The organism is Desulfovibrio sp. UIB00 (genome assembly GCF_022508225.1).
GTDB lineage: Bacteria > Desulfobacterota > Desulfovibrionia > Desulfovibrionales > Desulfovibrionaceae > Desulfovibrio.
The window spans coordinates 1-25,732 of sequence record NZ_JAETXJ010000004.1 but is presented as its reverse complement, the minus strand read 5'-3'; the positions used below and the strand labels follow the sequence as shown (position 1 = coordinate 25,732).

Here is a 25,732-nt window from a genome sequence, read left to right as displayed (position 1 = left end):
GCCCCTGGCAGACTAGAAGGAATAGATGAAGTTCACGTTCACGTTCCATGCGTCGTACATGGCATCGCTTTTGTTGTTCATTTTGCTCTGTCCCCACACGGTGCGGCTCTGGTCCATCATCAGCCTGATATAGGCGATGTCAAAGCATACGGTGAGGTTGTCGTACATTTTGTATTCGTTGTTCAGGTTAAATTCTATGGCACCATCGTTGCGCGTCATGTACAGCCCTTCCTTGCCCAAGGCCGTGGCATTGGGGGCCATCCATTCGCCGGTTCTAGCCGCAAGCTTTTTCAGCAGGGCCGGATCGTTTGTGCCGCCAATGTAGTTAACACGCACTGTGTGGGTGAGCTTGTCCACAAAGCTGATATTTCTGGTATACAGGCCGACACCCCAGGTGCCGCCCATGTTGTGGGCAATGGTGCTGTCGCGGAAGGTATTGGGGCGGCCACCGTTAAAGGCGTATGTGCCGAAGGAGCCAGCGCCGCCTTCATCGAGGTCGGTATAGGGCAGACGTTCGGAACCGTTGCCGGGATTGTCATCGTCGCCAGAAGAGTACCATGCATGGATACCGGGAATACCCCAATCTAACGCATATTCTGCAAGGGCATCGGCCAGCCAGCCAGAGCGGTTGGAGGACGGGTCGTCACGCGTGATTGAACCGTAGTTGAAATCCCACGCCAGGCGCAGGGGCGAAAAGGCCGTTATGTCGCCGGTAAAGCCAGCCCACACCGCATTGCCGTAGCCTGTGAGCTTCTGGTTGTGGGTGCTGCCATAAAGCGGATAAAGGCCAGCCAGGTAATAGTTGCTGGTCTGGGCAGGAATGTAGCTTGTGGCGCTGGTGCGGAAGGCATTGGGGCCGAACATGCCGTACATTGCCCAGGGGGTAACCTTTACGCCGTCAAAGCTCAGCGGCATCGTGAGGGCGAATAGATCTACATTATCCATGTAGTTTGCCCTGTAACCATTGGGGTAGCCGCTGTAGTTATCGTTATAGGGGCGCGCCCACACGGCAGTAAGACCAACATTGTCGTTGAACTGGTAGCTGCCGATAATGGCTGCCACGTCTGCGGAAATGATCTGCGAAGTGGTGGTGAAGCTGGGCAGGGTAAAGTTCTGGATACCCATGCGGACTTTTGCGTCTGTCTGCGGAACAACCCAATCGAGGTAGGCATTTTTGAGTTCCACCACTGTGCCATCCGCTCCCAGGGCCGCACCCTGCGAGGCCTTGCCCCAGGTCTGGTCACCTATTTCAAAATATACAGTACCAGAAAGGCATTCGGAAGCCACGGCATCCATTTGCAGACGAACTCGCTGTGAAGGGCTGAATTCGTCTGTGCGCGAGTTGTAGCCGGTATTTTTTGACGAGCCAGAGGTGAAGTTGCCGTGCTGGCCGTAATCAAAGCCAAAAACCCACTGGCCCTTGGCCTTGAAGTCAATTGCCTGAGCCCCGGTGCTGGCCCCCAAAAGCATGCCTGCAGCGCACAGTAAAACCAGAATCTTCCTCATTGAACAGTCTCCTTTGTCGTTTGGGTTGCATGCCGCAGCGTTTACCTTGCGGCATTCTCTTTTTGGGCAAATTCAAATCCGAAAGACTGGTTGTACTGCTGCCACAGTCGTGATCCACATTATAATGCCTGTGAATTAATCCAGCCTGTTTATATGTGGCGTATGGTCACCTGTTATAATTATTGAGAAGCTATTTAAATTGCATTAAGAGATGTAATAATGATTTATTTTTATTATATTGGCAGTTTTTGTAAAAAATATTGAGATATTTTGTCCATATTGAGAACGATCATGCCGTTTTCACCTGCGTAGACATAAATCGTACAGCCTTTTTTGCAGCAATAAAGACACTGCTCGCAAATATCCTTGTCGCAGTATGCGTAGGCATCTTCGTCGGAGAGAGGAAAGACAACGGGCGGCATTTTTTGGGGGCTGATGTGTTTGAGGTAAACGCCTGTATAGGTTTGCAAAGCTATCCACATGGGGGGCGTAGCGGCGGCTTTGTTCCAGCGTACTCTCACGGCATTGTTGTTAAGCCCACCAACAATTTCATAATCAATGTCCAGCAGGTTTGCTGCGCCTTGAGGCGTTTGGGGCAGCAAAGGCTGCATGGGCTGCCCGCAGCAAACTGGCGCAAGTGATGACGCGGCGCGCGAATCTGCGGGGTGATCCTCGCTCAGGTACTCGTGCAGCAGGCGTGCGCAGCTTTTGCAGTGCCAGAATTGCAGCACCGCATGCTTTATCCAGGGCTTGCGCGGCAGTTTACAGCGCAGGGGGCTGAAGGGCGGCTGAGACATGGTTTGTATTCCGGTTCCAGGGTTTGCAGGTTTTGCGCAAAAGGCCATCGGCCAGAGCCGATGGCCTTTTAGTGGAAGCACGCCTGGCAAGGGCGTGTTGGAGGAGTATTTGCTAGGCGTCGAAGTCAGAATAGCCCAAAACGCCGCCGTGCTTGATTGCCTGCCGGGAGATGGTGATGCGCTGTACGGTGGGAGTGCCTTCTTCCAGCCACATGGCGCGGCAGTCGCGGTACAGACGTTCCACGGGGCCGTATTCGCAATCTTCGAAGTAGCCAATGCCACCGAAGATTTCGAGCATTTCGTCAGAGACCACCTTGGTGGTCCAAATGCTGAACAGCTTGCACATGGCGGCCTTTTCTTCGATGTATTCGCCCTTGGGATTGTTTTCGTAATCCTTGGCAAAGTCGTACACCATGGTGCGCAGGGCGTGCACATGGGTGGCCATGTCGGCAACCTTCATGCGGATAGCCTGACGTTCGATGATGGGCTTGCCAAAGGTCACGCGGTCGTGGGCGCGCTTCAGGGCCAGTTCGAGCATGCGCTGCGCCATGCCAAGGTTACTGGCGGCAATGTGCACGCGCGAAACCGAAAGCGAGTGGATGGCAATTTCAAGTCCCTGGCCTTCTTTGCCCAGCAGGTATTTTTTGTTCACGCGCATGTTGGTGAACTTCTGGCCGGTGTGGCCAGCGCCACGGCAGCCCATCATGTGGGGCATGGGCGTCAGTTCGTAGCCGGGGGTGTCGCAAGGCACCATGAAGGTGGACAGGCGGTGATCCTTGTCGGCCTCGGGGTTGGTGACAACGGTGACGTAGGAGTAGTTGCAGCAGTCGGTGTGGGAGATAAGGTACTTTTCGCCATTGATGACGTAGTCATCTCCATCGCGCACGGCAAAGGACTGAATGTCGGCGCCCGTGCCGCCCTTTTCTTCGGTAACGGCCCAGCTGGTGAACACGCTGCGGTCCTGGAAGCCGGGCATGAGTTCTTTCTTCAGCTCTTCAGTGCCGTAGTCGTAAAGGGGACGCCAGTTCAGGTCCATGGCATAGTGCAGGTGCATGCGGATGCCGCCGGGGCCACGGCTGAATTCTTCCTGAACGCGCAGAATTTCGGCTTCTGAGAGGCCCCATCCGCCAAATTCGACGGGCACAGAGCAGCGGTACAGGTCATTCTTGATGCCCAGTTCGTAAAATTCCTTCGGGAAAACGTTGGTTACCTCGATTTCCTTCTGCAATTCTTCAAAGGGGCCTTCTGACAGCTCGCGAATCTGCTTCAGGTACGCGTCAAATTCAGCCTTGCTCAACTTGCCCATCTCATTTCTCCTTAACATAATGTTGCAGTTGATTAGAAATAAAATATACATTGTTGCTGTGTGCAGTCGTGTATATTTTCCTTTACTTTTCTGAAATACATAATCAGTAAAATATCTTTTCTGGTCAAATTGATTATGGACGGCAGATTAATATTGAATATTTTTATAGAGGTGTGGTCGTAGGCACGGTAAAGACGGGTATTTTTTTGTTATTATTCTTATATTTTGGTGTGTTATGTGTTTTTATGCGGGATTACTGTTGCGCGATTTGAAAGGTGATTATCAAAATTATTGCCGCGAAAAGTGGTTTTATTGAAATAAATTTCACAAAAGGCAGTTTTGGGGGATAAATAGCAGCCTTTGATTCGCCATCTCGTGAAAAAAATGTTCAGCAGGTCCATTTTGGGGCTTTTTTGTTTGATTACACAACCTATAAGCCGCTCAGTCATGTGCTCAGAACCAGGACTATATTAATGTAGTGGCGTTGGTTTGAGGTGAAGGGTAGCGAAGTCCATTTTTGTGGGTCTTTGGATATTTTTGAAAATATAGTGTAAAATTACAGTCTATTATAAGATTTATTATGAGCTATTGTGGGTAGGTTTCAAAAAAATATGCGTAGGAAAGGCTTGATTCGTGCGTTGTTTGATAAAAAAATCACATAGTCCTGTTTTTTGATCAAAGTAACTGATTATTTGTTGAAACCAATTGATATACAGCTGGCCTCTTGGCCAGCTGTATTTTTATAATATTGCTAAATAATTAATTAAAATTTATTACTCTGGCAAAAAGTCTGATCGTATATCAAAAAATTCGTTACTATGTTGTTGAAGATTATAAATTTGACTTTTTTTACTTAAATACAGTTAATGTAAGCAATCTTTGACAGGTGTTGAACTGTGTATTGCTTGTTTTGAAATAAATTTAAATGCAGACATGGAGAATTCAATGACAAGGCACAAACCGTTGGAGGGCGTCAGGGTTGTGGAGTTGGCTACCTATGCGGCGGCGCCTGCCGCGCTGCGCGTACTGGCCGACTGGGGGGCTGAAGTGTGGAAGGTAGAGTCGTTTGACGGCGATCCCTACCGCCGTCAGGCCCCGGTTTTTAACATTCCCCTGATGGAAGACGAAAACCTTTCCTTTGATATGACGAGCCTCAACAAAAAATTTGTGGCGCTCAATCTTAAGAACGCTGAGGGCATGAAAGCCCTGCACAGCATGCTGGAAAATGCCGATGTGCTGGTGACCAGCTTCCGGCAGAAGGCCTTGGACAAGCTGGGCCTCAGCTACGACGCCCTGAAAGAAAAGTACCCCCGTCTGGTCATGGCCCAGATGTTTGGCTATGGCGATAAAGGCCCCGAAAAAGATACCGCCGGCTATGACGTGACCTGCTACGTGGCACGTGGCGGTATCCTTGGATCTTTTCACGAACGTGGCACCTCGCCCATCAACGAGCCCAATGCCTTTGGCGATTATCAGGTGGCCCTTACCCTGGCTTCTGGTATTTGCGCAGCCCTGTATGCCCGCGAAAAAACCGGCAAGGGCGACCGTGTGGTTACCTCGCTGTTCCATCAGGCGCTCTGGGCCATGTCTGTGCCCATCATGTCCTCGCAGTACGGAAACACGTACCCCAAGTCGCGCATGGAAGTGGCAAACCCCTTCAACAATACCTACCGCACCAGCGACGACCGTTGGCTGATCATCTGCGTTCCTGACTACGACGTGTATTTCCGCAAGATGATGGGTCTTTTTGGGCGCGAGGATGTTTTTGACGATGAAGACATCAGCACCATCGGCAATGTGCTGGCCCGCAAAACCCAGTCCAAGGCCATCGGCATCATTGGCGAATCCATGAGCAAAAAGACCCTGGCCGAATGGCTGAAAATTTTTAAGGAAAACGACGTTCCCTGCGAAAAGGGCGCGCTTCCTAGCGAAATTCTTGATGATCCCCAGGCCTGGGCCATCGACGGCCTGCGCAAGGTCACCTACCCCAGCGGCAACGAACGCGTCATCACCACCACGCCCGTGCGCTTTGAAAGCATGGGCGACCCCGATGCCGTCATTGCACGTGGTCTTGGTGCGGATACCGCCTCTGTGCTCAAGTCTTGCGGCTACCCCGAGGCGGCCATCGACAAGATGCAGCAGGATAAAGCCATTATCTGCGGCTAGTTTTATGGCGGAGGGATGGCTCTGGCGAACGTAAAACTCCTCGCCAGTCGGGTTGATACTGTTTTTTGCAAGAATGTTGGGTGCATGGGCAAAGACCTGTATCCAAACAGCCACAGCGGCTTACGCCGAAGGATAAAAATATGCCAGATGCAATCGGTAACAGAAGATGGTGGACACTGGGCCTGTTCTTTCTGTGTTACACCGTGCTCTATATGGCCAGAGCCAGCGTTTCCATGGCCGGGCCTTCCATGATTTCCTTTTACGGCTGGTCAAAAACTGAATTTGGCCTTGTTTCCACGGCCTTTTTTCTTGGTTATGCCAGCACCATGGTGCTGGGTGGGGTTCTGGCCGACAAGTTTGGAGGCGGCAGGGTGCTGTGCGTTGCTGCGGTGCTGTGGTCGGTGTTTGTTTTCATCACGCCGCTGCCGCTTGGCGTACCGCTGGTATTGATGATTGTGGTGCGCGCTGGTTGCGGTATGGCTCAGGGCGTGGCCCTGCCTTCCATGACCAGCATGATAGCCAAGTGGGTTCCTAAAAAGGAATCGGGGGTTGCCCAGGGCGTTTCTCTTATTGGCGTGGCGGCGGGTCTTGCCGTAACCATGCCTCTGGCAGCCTGGGTCATCAATACCTGGGGCTGGCAGAAGGTCTTTTATGCCTTCTCGATTCTTGGCCCCATCTGGGTGCTGATCTGGATCAAGTTTGGCTACCAGTCCCCGGCTGAAGACCCCAATATTTCCACATCCGAGCTTAATTATATCCGTGGCGCGGCCGCCGCTTCGGCTGCGCAGGCTGCCTCTGTATCTGCCGATGACCCCGACCAGATGCTTACCGCCAAGGAAGCCTATGCCCAGCCCGCCGTGTGGTTTGGCGCCATATCCTTCCTGTGCACGCACTTTCTGTTCTACCTCTTCATGACCTGGCTGCCCACGTACTTTGCCGACGGGCGTGGTCTTTCCGTTACGGGTAGCGCTGTTTCGTCCATGCTGCCCTATGTGGCCGCCATGTTTACCTACCCCATTGGCGGTCTGCTGGCTGACAAGTGCGCAGTTTACTTTGGCGACAACATTGGCCGCAAAATTCTACCCTGCGTGGGCCTCATTGCCTCTGCTGTGCTGCTGTACCTGGCCACCACTGCTTCCAGCACCATGGCCGCCACGGCGCTGGTTTCCGCCTCAAACGGTTTTCTCTGCCTGACCATGGGCGGATTCTATTCCATCCCCATCGTGTTTTCCAAGCGTCATGCGGGCAAACTTGTGGGCCTCTGGGCCACCTTTGCTTCGGTTGGTGGCATTCTTGCCCCCACGGTCACGGGTGTGCTGGTGGACAAGTACGGTTACGACTTTGCCCTCAGCTTTGGCGCGGGTACTGCCGTTCTTGGCGCACTGATGCTCGTCTTTGTGCGGGTGGCCCCCTTTGGTGAGGCCGTTGCCCGTAAGCGCACCGCGTAATTCAGGTTAACAAGGGCCGCACGGTAATACGTGCGGCCCGTCAGAAAAGGAGTTTGAGATGGATTTCAGGCTTACAGAAGAACAGGAACTGTTGCTCGCCAGCGTGCGCGAAATGATGCAGCGCGACTTTCCCGACGAGTATTTTCGCAAGTGTGATCTTGACCGTCGCTTTCCTGTGGAATTCATGACAGCCATGGCCGAAAACGGCATTTCGCTGCTGGGCGTACCCGACGAATTTGACGGTGTACCGGCAGACATGCTGACCCAGATACTGATTATTGAAGAGCTGGCCCGCATGGGCGGAACCGGCTACCTGCTGACCAATGCCCTGTGCGTGCACAACATGGTGAGCTGGGGCAGCAGGGATCAGCTGGAAAAAACAGTGGAGAGCGCCCAGAAGGGTATTCCCGCCTATTCGCTGCTGTTTACCGAACCTCAGGCCGGTTCGGACAACAACCTGCTTGCCACCACGGCCACGCGCAGCAACGGCAAGGTGTACCTCAACGGGCAAAAGACCTTTATCACCGGCGCGCGCGATTTTCCCTACATGCTGGTACTGGCCCGCGACGCCGAGCCCAAAGACCCCAAGCGCTGCTTTACCATGTGGTGGGTAGATCCCCAGGCCCCGGGCGTAAAGATTCAGGATCTGGTCAAGATCGGCTGGCACCAGATCAGCAACTGCGAAGTGTATTTTGACAATGTGGAGCTTGAAGAAAGCGCCATGGTCGGCAAGGAAGGCTACGGCTTCATCCACCTGATGAAGAATTTTGAAATCGAGCGCCTGGTCATTGCAGCCTACGCCTGCGGCATGGCTCGCTGCGCTTATGAAGACGCCGTGCGTTACGCCAACCAGCGGCAACAGTTTGGTCAGTCAATCGGCCAGTTCCAGATGATTCAGGAAAAGATCGTGGATATGGCCATACAGATTGAAAATATGCACAACTTCATCTGCAAGGTGGCCTGGCAGAACGACAACAACGAATCCCTGCGCGTTACCTCTGCCCTGTGCAAGCGCTATTGCGCCAAAGCCGCAGGCGAAGTTATCGACGCCGCCATGCAGGTCATGGGCGGGGTGGGCTACACCGAAGACGTGCGTATCTCCCGCCTCTGGCGCGATGTGCGCATCACCCGCATGGCTGGCGGCACGGACGAGGTCATGGTCTACATCGCCGCACGGCAGATTCTGAAAGAATATGAGGGCTAGGGCGTTTTGTAACTAAACGCAGGGCGGTCGCCAGCGCTGCCGCCCGCCGTTGCCCAAAAGCCGCGCATGACAAAGCAATCTGCTGTACTGCGCCGTATCCCCCGAACCCAAGAGAGCACACCATGAAAATTATCGTTTGCTGCAAAATTGTGCCTGAGGAACAGGATATAGTCGTCAACGCCGACAGGTCTGTGGACACGGGTAAGGCCGCGCTAAAGATCAGCCAGTATGATCTCAATGCCATCGAAGCCGCCATGTGCCTTGCTGGCGAGGGCGACGAAGTTGTGGCCCTGAGCGCCGGGCCGACCAAGTACCTTTCCAACTCAAAAATCTGCAAGGACATTCTTTCTCGCGGCCCCGCCCGTCTGGAACTGGTGTCTGACGACAGCCTGGCCAAAGCCCTGCCCGATGTAACCGCTCAGGCCCTGGCCGCCGCTATCCAGAAAATCGGTTTTGATCTGGTGCTGTGTGGCGAAGGTTCTGGCGACCTGTACGCACAGCAGGTGGGCATATTGCTGGGTGAAAAGCTGGGCGTGGCCAATATCAACGTTGTGCAGTCCATTGCCCGTGAAGACGGAACCCTGCTGGTCGAGCGCGCCCTTGAGGACGAAACCGAAGTGCTGCGCATGCCCCTGCCTGCTGTGCTCAGCCTTACCAGCGACATCAACGTGCCCAAAATTCCCACCATGAAGGCCATTCTGGCCGCTGGCAAAAAGCCCGCCAATGCTGTCTCGTGCGCAGACCTTGGCGCTGATCTGCATGGTGTGGACAGCATGTTGTCGGTGCTTGCTCCCGAACAGGCCGACCGACTGCACAATGTCATTGAAGGTGATGCAGAAGAGCAGGTTGCCGCCTTTGTGGAAAACGTGCGCAAGGCCCTTCAGCGATAAGTACAGTATCCGGAAACTGGTCTGCTTTATTTTGGGGCAGCCAGGCGGTGCACCGCGACGCGCCGCACTAAAACCGGTTGGGGTTCAGTTGCCGCAGTGCGGCAATCCCCCGCAAATATGCCAGCCATTTAGGAGGCAATTTCATGAACAAGGCTCCCAATGCATTTGTGATCTGCGCCAAAACCGCCCGTTTTGCAGACCTTATCCCCGGTGCGGCAAGTTTTGGCGACAAGGTTTCCGCTGTGTTTGTTGGCAGCGCTGCCGAGGCCGGAGATGTTTTTGGCCTGGGCGCGGGCCGTCTTTGCCTGCTGCCCGCCAAGCCGGGCTATATATTTGAAGATTATGCGCCTTCCATAGCGGCCGCCATCAAGGCTGCGGGCAAGAGCGTTGTGCTGCTGCCCAATGACCGGCGCGGCAAGGCCATGGCCGCCAAGCTTGGAGCCCTGCTCAAAGCTGCCGTTGTCAACGATGTCATGGGCGTGGAAGAAGACGACAGCCTCTCCCACATGGTTTACGGCGGTTTGGCCGTGGGCAGGCGGCAGAGCCTGTCTGACGTGACTATCATGACCGTGGGCGGTGGTGTTTTTGAGCCTGCCACAGCCACCGGCGGACAGGGCGAAACTGTGGAGCTTGGCTTTGTGGAGCCCGTTGCCCGCATAACCCTAGTTGAAGTGAAGCCCAAGGCCTGCGCCAGCGTGGATATCGCCAAGGCCCGCCGTATTGTTGCCGTGGGCCGAGGTTTTGCGCGGCAGGAAGATCTGGCTTTGGCAAAAAGCCTGGCTTCCGCCATGGACGCCGAGCTTGCCTGCTCCCGCCCCATTGCCGAAGGCGAGCTGTGGATGGAGCGCGAACGCTACGTGGGCGTTTCTGGTGCCATGGTCAAGGCCGATGTGTACCTTGCCGTGGGCATTTCCGGGCAGATTCAGCACATGGTGGGCGCGCGCGACTGCAAAACCATCGTGGCTGTCAACAAGGACAAAAACGCCGCCATCTTCAAGTTTGCCGACTACGGCATTGTTGGCGACCTGTACAAGGTCCTTCCCGCTCTGACCAAGGCACTGAAAAACTGACCGGGGCTCGCCCCCCTGCGCCTGTGCGCAGACATCGGTCAAGACAAGCAGGTAGAATATGTCTGAAGATCAAGTTGACCTCATCGTAGTAGGCGCAGGCCCGGCGGGCAGCACGGCGGCGCTGGTGGCAGCCCGTGCCGGATTGGACACGCTGCTCATCGAGCGCGGTAATTTTGCGGGCGCCAAGAACATGACCGGTGGGCGGCTGTACGCGCACAGCCTCGAAAAGCTATTGCCCGGTTTTGCAGAAGAAGCGCCCGTGGAAAGGGTAGTTACCCGCGAGCGCATCTCCATGCTGAACGAAACCGACGCGGTTACGGTGGAATATGCGGCCCCCAAGGCGCAGGACGCCGCCTCGCGTTCGTATACGGTATTGCGCACGTCATTTGACCAGTGGCTGTGCGGCAAGGCCGAAGAAGCCGGTGCGCAGCTTGTGCCTGGCGTACGCGTGGACGAACTGCTGGTACGTGACGGCAAGGTTTGCGGCGTGCGCGCTGGCGACGAAACGCTGGAGGCCCGATCTGTCATTCTGGCAGACGGCGTCAATTCATTGCTGGGGGCGCAGCTGGGCATGGTCAAGGCCGTCAACACCCATACCTGCGCGGTGGGCGTCAAGGAAGTGCTGGAGTTCACCCCCCAGCAGATGGCTGACCGCTTTGCCTGCACCGGTAACGAGGGCACAGCGTGGCTTTTTGCTGGCATGCCTTCTGACGGCTACATGGGCGGCGGCTTTTTGTACACCAATGCCACCACCGTTTCGCTTGGTGTGGTGTTTGGCCTGCACAATATGGACAAGGTGGGCAAATCCGTACCGCAGATGCTGGAAGACTTTCGCAGTCACCCGGCTGTGGCTCCGCTGCTTGAGGGCGGCAAGCTGGTCGAATACTCGGCCCATGTTGTGCCAGAGGGCGGTTATGCCATGGTGCCCGATCTTGTGCGCGATGGCGTGCTGCTGGCGGGCGATGCTGCTGGCTTGTGCCTGAATGTGGGCTACACCGTGCGCGGCATGGATCTGGCTATTGCTTCGGGCGAGGCTGCGGCTCAGGCCGTTATTACTGCCAAACAGCACGACGACTTCAGCGCTGCTGGCCTTGGCGGCTACAAGCAGGCCCTGGAAGACAGCTTTGTGCTCAAGGAGTTGAAGCTCTACCGCAATCTTCCCCATACCCTAGACAACAATCGCATTTTCTCCGCGTATCCAGATATGGCGGCCGGAATAATGGCGGACATGTTCAACGTCAACGGCCCCTCTGCGCCGTTACGCAACAAATTGTGGGCACGGGCCAAAAATGTGGGCCTGCTCAACCTGCTGAAAGATGGCATCAACGTCATGAGGTCGCTATGAGCACAGTCAATGTTGATATGAAGCTGGGCGTGGACAAGTTCTTTGTGGATGAGGGCAATGCCCACATCACCCTTGTGGACAATCCCGATCCCAGAGAGTTCGCCAAGCTTGAAAAGGCCTGTCCTGCGGACCTGTACAAACGCGACGACAACGGCGGTTTTCGTTTTGACTACGCTGGCTGCCTTGAATGCGGTACATGCCGCATAGTGGCTGGCGACACGGTGCTTTCCAAGTGGGAATACCCGCAAGGAACCATGGGGGTCGAGTTCCGCTACGGCTAGGGCCGTCAGCGTAATGCCATGGAACTGTCCTGCGGCGGTTTCGCCAAAAGCCGCCGCAGGACGCAACTGGAACCACACGGCGAGCAACGACATTTTCCCCAATAGCGCAGGCGGTGAGACATGGTTTTTGAAGAATTGCCCAATCTGTTCCGCATCGAAGTGCCCTTGCCCGGCAATCCCCTCAAGCAGCTCAATGCGTACCTGATCCGGGGTGAGGATCGTCACCTGCTTGTGGATAACGGCTTCAACATGGCCGAGTGCGAGCAATCCTTGCGCCATGCTCTGCAAGAGATGGATACCCCACTGGAAAAACTGGATTTTTTCCTTACCCATCTGCACAGCGACCACAACGGGCTCACTTCCGTGCTGCGCACGCCTGACTCGCGCATTTACTGTAGCGAAGAAGACGGCAATCACATCAACAGATTTATTGAAGACGAGCACGCTTGGTTAAGCATGATGCGCGGTCTGGGCAGGCACGGTTTTCCAGATAGTGCGCTGGACGAGCTACTGCGCTCACACCCGGGTAAAATCTATGCCTCGCCGGAACCGTTGCCTTTCACACCAGTGAGCGATGGGCAAGCTGTCGCTTATGGTGGCTACAAATTTATGGTCATTGCCGTACCCGGCCATACACCTGGCCATGTGGCGCTTTTTGAGCCGGATCAGCACTTTTTGATCTGCGGTGACCACGTGCTTGGTTCCATCACTCCCAATATCACGGCCTGGAACGGTGTGGCAGATTCCCTGGGAGACTACCTGCGCAGCCTCGACAAAATTTTGCGCCTGCCCGTGCAGCAGTCCTACCCGGGTCACCGCGTCATCATCCCCGATACCCACGTGCGCGTGCGGCAACTGCACAACCACCACGAAAGAAGGCTGAGCGAGGTGCTCGCCATTGTTGAGCGGCTGGGCCGCACACAGGCCTTTGCCGTGGCCGCGCGTATGCACTGGGCCCTGCGGGGCACATGGGAGAGCTACAAGGTGCAGCAGCAGTGTTTTGCCGTGGGCGAGGCCGTGGCCCACCTTGATCATCTGGCCATGCTCGGCAGGTTGCAGCGCTTGGAAGATGCTACGGGAAGCGTGACCTACGCCGAAGTGCAAACATCTGCCCGCGCAACCTCGCGGGCATAACAGGGATGGTGGATTATGGTTGCGGAAGGGAACAGCCAGAAAAATACGGTCTACGCGCCTATGGCAGACATGACGCTGCGGGATTGTTGGCATGCGAGCCTGGCGGCAAACCCGGAAAAAACAGCGGTCATTGATGCTCAGGGCATGGCGTTGAGCTACGCCGAGGTAGACCTGCTGGCAGCCCGTATTGCCCGGTATCTGGCAGATTGCGGCATCAATACACTGGATGTGGTTTCATGCCAGCTGCCCGGCTGGGTCGAATTTTTGCCCATCTACGTGGCCTGCCTCAAGCTTGGGGCAGTCATCAATCCCATCCCGCCCAATCTGCGCTATAATGAGCTGAAGCATATTCTGTCTGCCTGCAATTCCAAGGTGTTTTTTGTGCCGCGCAGATTCCGCAAAATGCAATATTGCGAATTGGCAGTGCGTTTGCGCAAGGTAGTTGATTCGTTACGTGTGGTCATTGCCGTGGACAAGAAGGGCGAGGGGTCTGTGTTGCCCACCTTCAGGGACATGGTGGAAGAAGACGTGGCCACGCCGATGTCGCAGGCAGAATCGGACGCAGTGGCGCGTGCCGGGCAGATAACCCCCGACAGCCTGGCGGCACTGGTGTTCACGTCCGGTTCTGAGGGCCAGCCCAAGGGCGTAATGCTTTCGCACCGCAATATTATTTTTGCCGAAACAAGTTTTGCCTCATTTTTCCAGATAGATGCGGCAGACACCATGTTTATGCCCGCCCCTGTGGCGCACGCCACGGGTTTTCACCACGGCGTCAGCATGCCCTTCATCATGGGGGCGACTTCGGTTCTGCTCGACGTGTTTACCGCTGCCAGCGCCCTTGAGCTTATAAAGGCGCATCGGTGCACCGTCACCATGGCCGCCACGCCCTTTCTGTACGATATTGTGCAGACAATTCAGCTGGGGGGTGAGCACGACTACTCCTCCCTGCGCTTTTTTTTGTGCGGTGGCAGTCCGCCCAATGTTCCCCTCAGTCAGACTGCGGAGCAAATAGGTCTGCGCGTGTTGAACGTCTATGGCTCAACAGAAAGCGTGCCGCACATGGGTACGCCGTTGACGCCGGTTTCTGACCATATGCACAGTCTGGCGCTTTGCCCCATGCCCGGCATTCGGGTGCGTGTGGTGGACAGGCAGGGCAGGGATGTGCCTGAAGGCGAGGAGGGCGAGGAAGTTTCATACAGTCCCGCCGTTTTCATGGGCTACCTGCGGGAGCCGGAACTGACCGCAAAGGTGCTTCAGGCGGATGGCTGGGTCCACAGCGGCGACCTGTGCCGCCGCAATGCCGATGGAACCTATTCCATCACCGGGCGTCTCAAGGACATCATTGTGCGGGGCGGCGAAAATATCAGCAGCCTTGCTGTGGAAAACGTGCTGTTGCAACACCCCAAGGTCAAGGATGCCGCCGTGGTGGGCATGCCCGATGAGCGCCTGCAAGAGCGCATATGCGCTTTTGTGGTGCTGCACGACAATGTGGAATCGCTGACCTTTCAGGAAGTTTTCGACTTTTTTCTCACCCAGGACATCGCAAAACAGAAATTCCCCGAGCACCTGGAGATTCTGGACGAAATGCCACGCACCCCATCCGGCAAGGTACGTAAGACGTTGTTGCGCCAGTGGATAGCGGAAAAACTGCGCAGCAGTTCCGTGGCCTAGGCAGCGTATTCCCTTGAGGGAAAACAGCCTTGCTGCCCACGTGGAGGCTTTTGGGCGGGCGTGTATAGCCCGCACGATTGCGCGCAAGCCGGTACAGCAGAGACCGGCATTTGATAGATAGTGGTTTATACGGCGTCACTTTGGTTGATAATGTTTATCAATGAAGGGTTTATTGCCATAGAACATACCTGGAGAAAAAAATGATCGGCAGCGTAAGAGCAAAGTTGTTGATACCAACAATGATGACGCTTATGTTCAGCATTGGGATATCAAGCTATTTTTCTGCCCGTGAAGCCAAGGAAGAAGTTCGGCGTGGTCTGCTGGGCATGGGTACAATTGCCACGCAGTCTGTGAGCAAGAGTCTTGATGATCTTCTTGGCTACATGCGCGGTGTTGCGGCGCTGGAAAGTGAAAACGAAAAATTCGACCCCTTGATGCTTCCCGGCGGCGCGACAGGCAAAGCGTTGGAAGACGCAAAGCTGGCTCTGCAACGCATCGTGGACACCAGCGGTTTTATTGAAGCCGTGACGCTGTATGACCTCTCCGGAACCTGCATTACCAACAACAAGGGGCCGACCAACGTTTCCATCAAGGACCGAGCATACTTCAAAAGAGCCATCACGGGCGAGGTCTGCATCAGCGAGCCTGTTTTGAGCCGTACCAACAACGAGCCGGTTTCAGTCATTGCGGCTCCTGTCAGGCGTGAAGGCAAGATTCTTGGCGTTCTGATTGTGGGGCTTGATCTTTCCAAGTTTTCGGAGAGCATGATCACGCCGATCAGGATAGGGCGGGAGGGCTACGTCTATCTTATGGATGGCAAGGGCAAGATGATCAGCCATCCTGAAAAAAAGCACATCATGAAGCTGGACGTGAGCCAGTTTGACTGGGGCCGGGAAATGCTGTCGAGGGACAGCGGTACCGTATCCTACACGTTTGACGGACATCAGAAGGTCATGACCTTCAAAAGGCTTGCAGCTGCGGACTGGGTTGTTGGCGCTGTCGTCAACGATGGCGATATAAACAGGGCCACTGATTCCGTTACCAGATCCAGCCTTATATTTGGCGCGGCAGGTCTTGTGCTGGCCTGCGTGGCAATGCTGTTTGTTGTTAATCCCATCCTTGCCGCCCTGCGCAAGTGCGTGGATTTTGCCGGAACAGTGGCGGCAGGTGACCTTGGTCAGACTCTGTACGTTAACCGCAATGATGAACTGGGCAAACTGGGCCATTCTTTGTCTGCAATGGTGGAAAAGCTCAAGGGCATGATTGAAACAGCCACCAGCAAAACAGCAGAGGCAGAAGAGCAGACGCGGCTTGCCCATACCGCAACCCAGCAGGCCGAATCGGCCCGCCTTGCCGCCGAAAATGCCAAAAAGGAAGGCATGCTTGCCGCCGCTGGTCAGCTCGAAGAAGTTGTGGCGGTGATTTCTGCCGCATCCAGCCAGCTTTCTGCGCAAATAGAGCAGTCTGACCGCATAGCAACCAATTCTTCGCAGCGGCTCAGCGAAGCGGCCACGGCCATGAACGAAATGAATGCGACCGTGCAGGAGGTTGCCAGCAATGCTTCTTCGGCCTCTGGCATGTCTGACCAGACCAAGGGCAATGCCCAGAGCGGCCAGCGTATTATGCAGCAGTCATTGCAGAGTATAGGCACGCTGCACACGGTTTCTTTGGCGCTTAAAGACGACATGACTCAACTTAATGATCATGCGTATGCCATTTCACGCATCATGAGCGTTATTTCTGATATCGCAGACCAAACCAATCTGCTGGCACTCAATGCCGCCATCGAGGCCGCTCGTGCCGGGGATGCCGGACGTGGATTTGCTGTTGTGGCCGATGAAGTGCGCAAACTGGCGGAAAAAACCATGGCCTCAACCCATGATGTGGGCGACGCTATTTCGGCCATTCAGGCCAGCACAGCCAAGAGCGTTAAGAGTATGGATAATGCTTTGGCTGAGGTGGAAACTGCCACGAATTTTGCAAATATGTCCGGCGAAGCCCTGCGGCTGATTGTTAGCGATGCCGATGCCACAGCCGATCAGGTGCGGGCCATTGCCACCGCCAGTGAGCAGCAGTCTGCCGCCAGCGAAGAGATCAACCAGTCAATCCTTGAGGTCAACACCATGGCAGGGCAAACAGCCGCAGCCATGGGCGAGGCCGCCAAGGCAGTGGCTGACATGGTCAGCCAGGCGAAAAATCTCAGTCGGCTTGTTGCGGATATGAAAAACAGTTAGCGGAAAATATGGGAACAAATGTCTGCGGCAGAGCTTTTTTTACGCCGCCACAGCACGTCGGACAGCAGCATTCAAGCTCTACATCGCCCCGTTGTACGAAAAGCGTAAAGCGTTGAATGATGCATTAGAGGAAGTGAGGCGGGCTGCAAACGATCTCGACACCGAAATGCAAAATATTCCCGCTGCTAGCAATGAACGTGTATGGAAAGATATTTTCAGTAACACGGCAACGATGCTCCGTGACATGGTAACCACTTGCGGCTGGCAGGCAAAAACCATTGAACGCCACGCAGACCATATGAGCTACTTGCTTGTCATGGCGGCAGACGGTGACACTGATTTTCTCAATGCTCTTGAAGAAAGGGCGGCTGAACATGAGTAAACTGACAAGTTCAACTGGCATGTTCGACGGTGCGAAAACACCCAAGGAATATGCGGGCGCTTTAAGCAGTATGTTGTGGGACGCTTACTACATTCAAGCCATGCTTAGAGATTTTTGCGGTGTAGCAAATGACAGCGAGATTGAAGTCACGTTAAGCAATGATGGGCTATTAGGCCTGGAAAGGCTCTTAGATCATTGCGCAGACCTGACAGTAAAGGCCATTGATATTATCCCCGGTGGTTCTTGCTGCAAGTGGGGAATGGACAATGAATAGCACCCCCCTGACCATACGCGACCACGGCAACGCAATCATGCTGTCTGAATCCATCGAACTCATGGCGCGAGGGCTGCGGGAAACCTACCTCGACCACGGCTTAAAGTCCGGTGACGAAACCGCCGAGCAGTCATTGCTTGCCGGGTTGAATCTCATGGCCCACGCGGCGCACACCTTGGGCGATTATGTGGAACAGTGCCAGGATGAGCTTGAGCGGGCCATGGCAGCACAGAAGCCCGGCAAAGGGGGCAAGCCATGAATAAGGTCGAGATCAAGGAGGCCGTGGAAGCTATCCAGTGGCAGGCGCAAGGCATGATGAAAGTTCTGGAAGAAACGGTTTTTAATGTGGATGGTGACAGATGGTGCACTCTGTCTGCGGGATTAAGCCTGATTGCCCTCGCAGCCGGGAAAGTCCACGCGGAGCTTGACGCACCAGAGGATGCCCCACAGTAACAGCTTGACAGCCTAAATAAAAATCCCGACTCAGTACATGGGCCGGGATTTGGGGTTTTTTATGGACTAGCTCTAAATTACAGCGACTTTGTGATTAGTGCTTCTGGAGGAATTCCATGGCCTTTTTAAAAAAATTTAGCTCCGTAATAATAATCGTTAAAAACTGTCATTGTAATCTTTAAGGCCAAAGGATAAAGATGTATAAAATTCTATAAAAAAAATAAATGCAATCATGCTAAATAAATATAAACAACTGTTATCTTTAATAGTCCACACTAGATAGGCAGGAATGCACACAATCATTACCCCCCTAAAAATCGAAAATGTAGTTTTACTTAATTCAACAAACTCATATTGTACTTTTTTAAAATGTGCGATTTGAGGTTTACATAAGGAAAAAATGGTCATTATTATAATGAGGGCAAGCAAAAAAAACACTAAATACAAATTCTTCGATAGAAATCCCCAAGGGTCATGCATTGGACGCAAAACTTCATCAGGTGCAAACCCCAAAATAATTACACCTATTGCTAATCTATGAAGAAAAAATCTCAAATCTTTACGGATATTAGCGAGAGTAAGCACATCCTTAATTGTCGGCATTGATTTCTCCTTAGGCAAACATCATTTGTGTCGAATTGTATTTTATTTGTGGTGCAAGCATGAAGTTAACCTGCCAGAATTTGAGCTGGTGATATAAGAAAGAGCAGGTAGTGGCATGGTTAACCATAGGTATTCTTGTACTCTCACCTACTCAATCTGCAATACCTTCGCCAGTAGGGTGCCGAATAAAAAAGGGGGCAACTTTAGGGGCAACTTTTTTTATTGAATTGCTTTTATATTTATATTTAGGTGTGTTATATTTAATAAATGGCACTCGCTCCCGGTACCAAGTTAAATCAAGGGCTTGCAGTGATGCAGGCCCTTTTTCCGTTGGTTTTTCCGCACCATCTTGCACCAAACCCCGCAACGGTAGTAATGCGGTAGCCTTTGACTGGCCGTGCAAGTTTTCCCTGTTAAAGTAATGCACGGTAAACGCAAACAATTGCGGCCGTAGCGATAATAACCTTGAGTATGTTGCGAAATGCATCAGGGTTAATCCATTTGGCAACAGGAAATGCGCAGAATGTTCCCAGTATGGTGGCTGGAAAGCCGTATAGCGCATATTGAATTACTTCTGGTGAATAAAGGCCGGAATATGCCTGTAATGCGCAAGTGAGTGTCCCCCTGAGTATGAAAAACACACCCAGCGTTCCCAGAAAAATCCTCGGCTGCCAGCCTGCGTATAAGCCGTAAGCGCCAACAGGTGGCCCATCAAAAGAGATTGCCGTTCCAAGTACTCCGGCTGCGCAGCCTGCAAGCCCGCCTACCAGCCATGATTCTGTTCCTTTTTCACGAATACGAAAAACTTGTTGCCAGAGCAGAAATACCAGCAGCAGTACACCAACAATTCCCTGCAAGATTTGTCCTGGAACCATCTGCAAGATGAACAGGCCTGCCACCGACCCTGGTATTGTCCCTGCCAGGAGCGGCCCCAACGCACCAACTCGGCAAAAACGAAAATGCAGAGCCGTCAGCGTGCCGTCCATGGCAAGGTTGAGAATACAGCTGAGGACAATAACCTGCTGTATGGGAATGAACATCGCCGCAATCGGAACTGCAAACATGGCGCCGCCTATTCCGCTGACTCCAGAAATAAATCCTCCCATGAACCATGCGCAGACGACCACAATTACTTCTAACTCCATAACATTTTTATTCCTTTTGTTTCAAATGATCCAAAGCAATCTGCGTCAGTGTACTGATGGTGCGTGTATAGCATTGGAACATAAAAGTTTTTTTATATTTTCAATCCGTTCCAGAACAAGGTTCCGCCCTGTGGATTGAGCATCGTCAATGCATTGCGCATATGCGTTCAGAGTTGTTTCTGAATACATCAGCAATTCGCACAGCAGATACCGACAAAAATCTGCATCATTGCCGCCAAAATAATCGGGATGTTTCTTCACCGCAGTCTGAAGCCATGCCAGTTCGCAAGAAATTATGCTCTTTATGGCTTGGGAGATTTCGGGCATTTCAATACTTCCACACATCAACGCGTATTTTTCCGTCATTACGTTTCGGCCTGCGCGTTCAGCATCTCTCAGATCACTCAGCCATGCCGCAAGAACCTGTGGTGAGAGAACTTCATATACAATCTGACGCATGGTGCAGAAAGCTTCAGGCTGATTTTGGCAGTCCGCCTTGCCACCTAGATTATTAACTGCCTGGAACATTTTCAGCTCCAAAGCGATTATTTCACTGATGATGGATGCGTCGTTGCTGTTAGTCATTTTTGCTCCATGTCTTAAAAAGGTTGAAATGAATTGTTGCTTCGGAATTTGTAACCAAATTCACATGATGTCGTTAAGCAAATACAGTGCCAGAGCGATTAGTGGCTTTTGCAAGTCGTTGAACGCCGCCAATAAATTGTAGTATTTCAAAATGAGAAAAAAATTTTTGCAAAAAGGAAAAAATTCATCGAAATATAAAAAATAGTTTATGGAAGCTAATGATTTTTCATACTAATAGACCAATATGCCTACATATTGCGGTAGTCAGACTGTTCTGGAGATTTTTTTCACTATTTGGCACAGCCTTTGCTCAACAGTCACGAAGACAGTTATTCCCAGCCGGCAGCTACATGAGGGAATAACCAGTGGACAGGTGCAACAGCCAGTGAATTTTGTTTCGACATCCCCCGGGGTGCACGATGCAATTGTCGAAGCAGATTCTCTGGCCCACTCTTTAGTGCTGGGAGTACTATTATGTCGGAACAGGTTCAGCTTGAAAAAACACTATCGCCAATGCAGGTTTGCGCATTGGCGCTGGGCTCCATTGTCGGCTGGGGTTGCTTTGTGTTGCCGGGGGATATGTTTCTGCCCAAGGCCGGGCCGCTTGGAACGCTTTACGGCTTCATGATCGGTGCGTTCCTTATTTGTTTTGTTGCAGTGTGTCTTAGCTATATGATCAAGTACGCGCCTGTGGCAGGCGGCGCATTTGCTTATGCTTATATCGGTTTTGGCCCCACAGCCGCGTTTGTCTGCGGATGGGCGCTTGTAATCGGTTACATAGCCATTGTGGCCATTGATATCGCCGCGCTGTCGGTGATCTTTCGGTTTCTGTTCCCAGGTATTTTTGAATTCGGCCCGTTGTATGCCATAGCCGGATGGCAGGTATACACAGGAGAAGTGCTGTTGATGACGGCCGGAACCCTGATTTTTGGCTGGATCAACTACCGGGGCATTGGCATAGCAGGCAAAATTCAGCTTGTTTTGGCTTTTATGCTGACAATTGGCATTGTCGCGCTGTTTGCTGGTGTGGTTGCTCTGGATTCGAGTCAATTGAGTAATCTTACTCCCGGTTTTTCAGAGAATGGTACGCCTCTGTCTTGCGTGCTCCTGATTTTTGCCATTTCCCCCTTCCTTTTCGTCGGATTTGATACCGTTCCCCAGGCGGCAGAAGAGTTTTCCTTTGACCCCGCCCGGGCAAGAAACATCATGATAATTGCCATTGTCGTAGGCGTTATCCTGTACGCCATGGTAATGCTTGCAGTGGGTATGGCTATATCCTATCCGGAAATGCTGGCAAAACTGGATGCGCAGCGCGCAACCGGCGGTGCCGCCTGGGGCGCTGGCGAAGTGGCAACCATGGCCTTTGGCCGGTTCGGCAGTGTTGTTCTTGCATGCGCCGTATTTGGTGCAGTCCTTACAGGCATCAACGGGTTCTTTATCGCGGCCAGCCGTTTGCTGCTCAGCATGTCCCGCAGCCGGATCCTTCCCGAATGGTTTGGCAAAATCCATCCCAAGTACCACACGCCTTACAACGCGGTGCTCTTTATCGTCATCATCACGCTTCTGACACCATTCGCTGGTCGTTCGGCTATCGCCTGGACGGTTGATATGAGCTCCGTTGGTACGGGCATCGGCTATCTCTTTACCTGCCTGGCCGCCCGCCGCGTCATCAATGGTGGTGTTAATGTTCCCAACAAGGCCTTCAAGCTGCTTTGCTGCGCTATCGGAACCATCACCGCCGTACTGTGCATTGTGCTCCTGCTTATCCCCGGCTCTCCGGCCCTTATCGGCGGTGCACCCTTTGCCTGCCTTGGCATCTGGATAGTGCTCGGATTTATTTTCTACAGTACCAGTAAGAAAAACTGGGTTTCCCTTCCGGAAGTTGAAGTCAGGGAAAATATTCTGGGCAGTAAAGATATTGCTGTGTACTTCACCTCTTAGGCCTGCAACCTGCCACAGGATTAAACCTGTCGGATAATCCCTTCAAAAAAGTAAAATGTACCCCTTGCCGAATCAGACAAGGGGTACATTGCTTTCAATATGGAGACACCGTCATGTCTTTATATTCTCTTAAAGCGCCGTTGGCTATTTTGTGCGGCGCGTTTTGCGCAAGCACTTCCGGCACGGCACAGGCCCTTGCGCCGGAAGGTGTTACGCCCCTTGCCGTCGGCGCCATCCGCCTTCTGGGCGGGGGGCTGGTGCTTTTGCTGTGGGGGCTGATTTCACGCAACACCCCCCGACCGGCTGGCTGGCCGAAATTGTATATCGTTATTTCTGCCGCAGGGCTGACTGGCTATCAGCTCTTTTTTTTTGAAGCCTGCAAGCAGATTGGGGTGGCCGTATGCACAATGGTTGCTATTGGCGGTTGCCCCATAGTCGTGGGAATTCTTGGATGGTTTTTTTTGAAAGAGAAACCTGCCAGAGTCTGGTATGCTGGCACGGCCTTGGCCTTGTGCGGCCTTGCGGTGCTGACGCTGGGTGCAGGCAGCCAAGGGCAGTTCAGTATGCCGGGGCTGGGGCTGGCTGTGCTTGCGGCATGCAGCTACGCTGTATTTCTTGTGACCATCAAGCCGATGCTGCAACGGCATGACCCATCGCAGATCATGACGGTCATCTTTCTGATCGGGGGGCTGAGTCTTGCGCCCCTGCTCTGTACGCAGCCGCTTGGATGGCTCTTGACGCCGCGTGGGGCGTTGGTCGCCGCAGATCTTGCCACCTTGACAACCAGCCTCTCATTTACCCTGGTGCTCTACGGCATGAAAACCACTTCTGCGGCTGTGACTTCCACGTTGGGGCTTGCCGAACCTATCGGGGCAGCCGTGCTTGGTTTTATGGTGCTTGACGAACCATGCACTCAACAAACTCTGCTGGGATTATCTTGTATTTTGATTAGCATGATTTTTTTGATTGCGTCGTCACACAAGTCACCCTGTGATGGCAGGCGATCAGTATTGGATTGATTGCACATCCAAGAGGTTGCAACTTTTCAGGAATATGCAATCGATGTGCGGGCGAATGTACGCCAAAAGCCCCGCTCCAGTAACGGAGCGGGGCTTTTGGCGTACACGGCGTAATGGCGGAAACACTATTCCGCTGTTGCCGTAACAACTACGCCCTTATCCCCACTGAATGAAAGGGAAAATGCGTTGCCGTGCTTCAGCAGAAAGTCTTTTTCTGCCACGAAAGGAACGCCGTGAATCTGGGTCTGCTCGTCCTCTTCAGCGTCTGGTGCATCCATCCCAAGACCAAGAGTAATTTGGGAATGGCATCCGCCGCCGACCTTGTATTCACGAAGCCGTACGCAAGTGCCTTCGTCTTCTTCTTCCAGCATTGTGCGCAGCTTTTGCAGCATTGCATCATCTATTGTAACTTTAAACATGTGAAACCTCCGCAGTGTCGGATTTTATTTCGTATATGAGAGCGTTGCGTATCGGCACGGGAGGATGCCCCAGAGCATTATTACGCCGGAGCCACGACTACCCCTTGACCTTCAACATAAGAAAGTGTGAAGGCCCTGCCGTGTTTGAGCAGAAAATCTTTTTCTGCCGTAAACGGCACATTGCCTACAGAAATCTGCTCGTCTTCATCTTCATCTGGCTCGTCCATACCCAGACCGAGTACGATTTTTGAATGTCAGCCTCCGCCGACTTTATATTCCCTGAGCCTGACGCTGGTTCCTTCATCTTCGTCCTGAAGCATGCCGCTGAGTTTTTGCAGCATTGCTTCATCAATCGCCACTGAGAACATTTTACCTCCTATATGATAGTATACTTCAAACCATGCCTTTTCATCCTGATCAGCGTTTTTTCAAGCGAATCTGGTGTATATTGGCTCACAGGCGGCAATGGCTTGTTTAACGCCCTGTATTTGCTGGTACCAAACATGTGGCAAGGCATGATTTCTATGTTTTGTTGCCCGAATTTGTTCAAAAAGCTGGACATGGCAGCAAAATTCTCATCGCTGTCATTTAAGCCCGGCATAAGTGGCATACGGATTCGCACCTCAATACCCGAGAGAAGTGCAGATTGCAGATTTTTCAGAATAAGAGCGTTGTCCTGCCCTGTAAGTTCTTTGTGCTGCACCGGGTCCATGTGCTTGCAGTCAAACAGCAGCAGGTCGGCAAGCTTCAGGGTTTTTTCAAAGCGGTCTTCAGGACAGAACCCGCAGGTGTCCACTGCGGTATGCAGTGCGTCATCGTGGGCTGTCTGCAACAGATCAATGAAAAAATCTCCGCCCATTGTTGGCTCACCACCGCCAAAGGTGACTCCGCCGCCGGAATTTGCATAAAAAGCTGAATCCCTGTGGACAATCTCCATTACCTCATCAACGGTCATTGTCTTGCCGCTGATTTCTCTGGCCCTGTTGGGGCAAACTGCCGCACAGGCACCACAAGATGTGCATTTTTCAGCGATTTTTCCGCATTTTCCGTCTTCCTGGCGCATTGCCGCACCACTGGGGCAGGCGGCCAGGCAGGCGCCGCATCCTGTGCAAAGGTCGCTGAAAACCAGAAGCTGCGGGGCAACCTGCTGAGATTCAGGATTGCTGCACCATAAACATCGTAGCGGGCACCCTTTGAGAAAAACGGTGGTGCGTATCCCCGGCCCGTCCTGAATGGACATACGCTGGATGTTATAAATCATTCCTTGGCTCATGGTTGTACCTGAACTTCCACACAGCGGGAGGCCGGGGGGCGGCAACATCCCCCCGGCCTCGTATGGAGGAGAGATTAAAAGTTATTATATTCCGTGCGCTTGACGATTTCGTTCTGAACGCCCTTGTCCAGCCGGGTGAAATACGCGCTGAAGCCAGCCACGCGAACCACCAGGTTGCGGTAATCCTCCGGCTTTTTCTGCGCGTCTTTAAGCGTTTCGGAGGAAACGCAGTTGAACTGGATGTGCGAACCATCAAAGTCGCAATAGGTTTTTATAAGTGAAACCAGCAGCCTTTCGCCGGCGGGGCCAGCCAGAGCAGCAGGCGTGAGCTTGACGTTGAAGTGGTTTGCGCCATACCGCACGGTGTCGATAGCCTGTGCGCCAGCCTTGATAAGCGCCGTGATGCCTTCATGGTCTGTGCCCGGGGTGGCCGAAACGCTGCCGTCTGTGAGAGCGACACCGGCTTTGCGGCCATTCGGCAGCGCGCCCATGAGCGCGCCAAAGTAGTTGTGGTAGGAAAGCGAATAAGCATCCAGCGGGGTGCGGTAGCCAAAGCAATCAGGGCCGATGGAGCCGTGGATGGTGT

At 53.2% G+C, this 25,732-nt stretch carries 27 protein-coding genes; 16 read left to right on the top strand and 11 right to left on the bottom strand.

The window, feature by feature from the left end:
* Positions 1 to 12: 12 nt before the first annotated feature.
* The 3 genes from JMF94_RS07950 to JMF94_RS07940 all read right to left on the bottom strand — a co-directional run bounded on the left by JMF94_RS07950 (position 13) and on the right by JMF94_RS07940 (position 3,609).
* A complete protein-coding gene (locus tag JMF94_RS07950) occupies positions 13 to 1,506 on the bottom strand; it encodes an outer membrane homotrimeric porin (protein WP_240824607.1) in 1,494 nt (497 codons plus the stop codon).
* 233 nt (positions 1,507 to 1,739) lie between these two features.
* Entirely contained in the window at positions 1,740 to 2,117 is a 378-nt protein-coding gene (locus JMF94_RS07945; protein ID WP_240824606.1) for a hypothetical protein, read from the bottom strand.
* A gap of 298 nt (positions 2,118 to 2,415) precedes the next feature.
* The gene (locus JMF94_RS07940) at positions 2,416 to 3,609 is read right to left on the bottom strand and encodes an acyl-CoA dehydrogenase family protein (RefSeq protein ID WP_240824605.1); all 1,194 of its coding nucleotides are present in this window, start codon (positions 3,607 to 3,609) and stop codon (positions 2,416 to 2,418) included.
* A gap of 945 nt (positions 3,610 to 4,554) precedes the next feature.
* Here JMF94_RS07940 and JMF94_RS07935 point away from each other — a divergent pair.
* The 14 genes from JMF94_RS07935 to JMF94_RS07870 all read left to right on the top strand — a co-directional run bounded on the left by JMF94_RS07935 (position 4,555) and on the right by JMF94_RS07870 (position 18,161).
* Positions 4,555 to 5,775 carry a CaiB/BaiF CoA-transferase family protein gene (locus JMF94_RS07935; protein WP_240824604.1) on the top strand — a complete coding sequence of 407 codons (1,221 nt, stop codon included), beginning with the start codon at positions 4,555 to 4,557 and terminating at the stop codon, positions 5,773 to 5,775.
* 140 nt (positions 5,776 to 5,915) lie between these two features.
* Positions 5,916 to 7,223, top strand: coding sequence for an MFS transporter (locus tag JMF94_RS07930; RefSeq protein WP_240824603.1), 1,308 nt, complete (start codon positions 5,916 to 5,918; stop codon positions 7,221 to 7,223).
* A 58-nt stretch (positions 7,224 to 7,281) separates the two neighbouring features.
* Complete coding sequence (locus JMF94_RS07925) at positions 7,282 to 8,427, top strand: acyl-CoA dehydrogenase (protein WP_240824602.1); 1,146 nt, start codon at positions 7,282 to 7,284, stop codon at positions 8,425 to 8,427.
* 122 nt (positions 8,428 to 8,549) lie between these two features.
* The gene (gene fixA, locus JMF94_RS07920; RefSeq protein ID WP_240824601.1) at positions 8,550 to 9,317 is read left to right on the top strand and encodes a putative electron transfer flavoprotein FixA; all 768 of its coding nucleotides are present in this window, start codon (positions 8,550 to 8,552) and stop codon (positions 9,315 to 9,317) included.
* Between the two features lie 143 nt (positions 9,318 to 9,460).
* Complete coding sequence (locus tag JMF94_RS07915) at positions 9,461 to 10,387, top strand: FAD-binding protein (RefSeq protein WP_240824600.1); 927 nt, start codon at positions 9,461 to 9,463, stop codon at positions 10,385 to 10,387.
* Positions 10,388 to 10,445: 58 nt separating this feature from the next.
* Positions 10,446 to 11,732, top strand: coding sequence for an FAD-dependent oxidoreductase (locus tag JMF94_RS07910; protein WP_240824599.1), 1,287 nt, complete (start codon positions 10,446 to 10,448; stop codon positions 11,730 to 11,732).
* Positions 11,729 to 12,013, top strand: a complete 285-nt coding sequence (locus JMF94_RS07905; RefSeq protein ID WP_240824598.1) for a 4Fe-4S dicluster domain-containing protein — start codon at positions 11,729 to 11,731, stop codon at positions 12,011 to 12,013. The genes JMF94_RS07910 and JMF94_RS07905 overlap by 4 nt, the downstream gene beginning before the upstream one ends.
* Before the next feature lie 120 nt (positions 12,014 to 12,133).
* Complete coding sequence (locus JMF94_RS07900) at positions 12,134 to 13,147, top strand: MBL fold metallo-hydrolase (protein ID WP_240824597.1); 1,014 nt, start codon at positions 12,134 to 12,136, stop codon at positions 13,145 to 13,147.
* A 15-nt stretch (positions 13,148 to 13,162) separates the two neighbouring features.
* On the top strand, positions 13,163 to 14,818 hold the full coding sequence (locus JMF94_RS07895) for an AMP-binding protein (protein ID WP_240824596.1): 1,656 nt from the start codon (positions 13,163 to 13,165) through the stop codon (positions 14,816 to 14,818).
* A gap of 239 nt (positions 14,819 to 15,057) precedes the next feature.
* Complete coding sequence (locus JMF94_RS07890) at positions 15,058 to 17,052, top strand: methyl-accepting chemotaxis protein (RefSeq protein WP_240824595.1); 1,995 nt, start codon at positions 15,058 to 15,060, stop codon at positions 17,050 to 17,052.
* Between the two features lie 91 nt (positions 17,053 to 17,143).
* Positions 17,144 to 17,434, top strand: a complete 291-nt coding sequence (locus tag JMF94_RS07885) for a hypothetical protein (protein ID WP_240824594.1) — start codon at positions 17,144 to 17,146, stop codon at positions 17,432 to 17,434.
* A complete protein-coding gene (locus JMF94_RS07880; protein ID WP_240824593.1) occupies positions 17,427 to 17,708 on the top strand; it encodes a hypothetical protein in 282 nt (93 codons plus the stop codon). Before JMF94_RS07885 ends, JMF94_RS07880 begins: the two co-directional genes overlap by 8 nt.
* On the top strand, positions 17,701 to 17,967 hold the full coding sequence (locus JMF94_RS07875; protein ID WP_240824592.1) for a hypothetical protein: 267 nt from the start codon (positions 17,701 to 17,703) through the stop codon (positions 17,965 to 17,967). The genes JMF94_RS07880 and JMF94_RS07875 overlap by 8 nt, the downstream gene beginning before the upstream one ends.
* Entirely contained in the window at positions 17,964 to 18,161 is a 198-nt protein-coding gene (locus JMF94_RS07870; RefSeq protein WP_240824591.1) for a hypothetical protein, read from the top strand. The genes JMF94_RS07875 and JMF94_RS07870 overlap by 4 nt, the downstream gene beginning before the upstream one ends.
* A 156-nt stretch (positions 18,162 to 18,317) precedes the next feature.
* Here JMF94_RS07870 and JMF94_RS07865 read toward each other — a convergent pair whose 3' ends face one another.
* The 4 genes from JMF94_RS07865 to JMF94_RS07850 all read right to left on the bottom strand — a co-directional run bounded on the left by JMF94_RS07865 (position 18,318) and on the right by JMF94_RS07850 (position 20,494).
* Positions 18,318 to 18,764 carry a hypothetical protein gene (locus JMF94_RS07865; RefSeq protein WP_240824590.1) on the bottom strand — a complete coding sequence of 149 codons (447 nt, stop codon included), beginning with the start codon at positions 18,762 to 18,764 and terminating at the stop codon, positions 18,318 to 18,320.
* Between the two features lie 151 nt (positions 18,765 to 18,915).
* Positions 18,916 to 19,191, bottom strand: a complete 276-nt coding sequence (locus tag JMF94_RS07860; RefSeq protein ID WP_240824589.1) for a hypothetical protein — start codon at positions 19,189 to 19,191, stop codon at positions 18,916 to 18,918.
* Entirely contained in the window at positions 19,178 to 19,909 is a 732-nt protein-coding gene (locus JMF94_RS07855; protein ID WP_240824588.1) for a sulfite exporter TauE/SafE family protein, read from the bottom strand. The genes JMF94_RS07860 and JMF94_RS07855 overlap by 14 nt, the downstream gene beginning before the upstream one ends.
* A 45-nt stretch (positions 19,910 to 19,954) precedes the next feature.
* Entirely contained in the window at positions 19,955 to 20,494 is a 540-nt protein-coding gene (locus JMF94_RS07850; RefSeq protein WP_240824587.1) for a DUF4125 family protein, read from the bottom strand.
* 474 nt (positions 20,495 to 20,968) lie between these two features.
* On the opposite strand from JMF94_RS07850, the gene JMF94_RS07845 reads away from it, so the two are divergent.
* A complete protein-coding gene (locus JMF94_RS07845) occupies positions 20,969 to 22,435 on the top strand; it encodes an APC family permease (protein ID WP_240824586.1) in 1,467 nt (488 codons plus the stop codon).
* 113 nt (positions 22,436 to 22,548) lie between these two features.
* A complete protein-coding gene (locus JMF94_RS07840; RefSeq protein ID WP_240824585.1) occupies positions 22,549 to 23,454 on the top strand; it encodes an EamA family transporter in 906 nt (301 codons plus the stop codon).
* Positions 23,455 to 23,579: 125 nt separating this feature from the next.
* Here JMF94_RS07840 and JMF94_RS07835 read toward each other — a convergent pair whose 3' ends face one another.
* The 4 genes from JMF94_RS07835 to JMF94_RS07820 all read right to left on the bottom strand — a co-directional run.
* Entirely contained in the window at positions 23,580 to 23,873 is a 294-nt protein-coding gene (locus JMF94_RS07835; RefSeq protein ID WP_240824584.1) for an ErpA-related iron-sulfur cluster insertion protein, read from the bottom strand.
* Between the two features lie 80 nt (positions 23,874 to 23,953).
* Positions 23,954 to 24,241, bottom strand: coding sequence for an ErpA-related iron-sulfur cluster insertion protein (locus JMF94_RS15140; RefSeq protein WP_346770012.1), 288 nt, complete (start codon positions 24,239 to 24,241; stop codon positions 23,954 to 23,956).
* Positions 24,242 to 24,249: 8 nt separating this feature from the next.
* Positions 24,250 to 25,134, bottom strand: coding sequence for a glycyl-radical enzyme activating protein (locus JMF94_RS07825; protein WP_276612875.1), 885 nt, complete (start codon positions 25,132 to 25,134; stop codon positions 24,250 to 24,252).
* A gap of 86 nt (positions 25,135 to 25,220) precedes the next feature.
* On the bottom strand, positions 25,221 to 25,732 hold a 512-nt coding region (locus tag JMF94_RS07820; protein ID WP_276612863.1), incomplete at its 5' end, for a glycine radical domain-containing protein.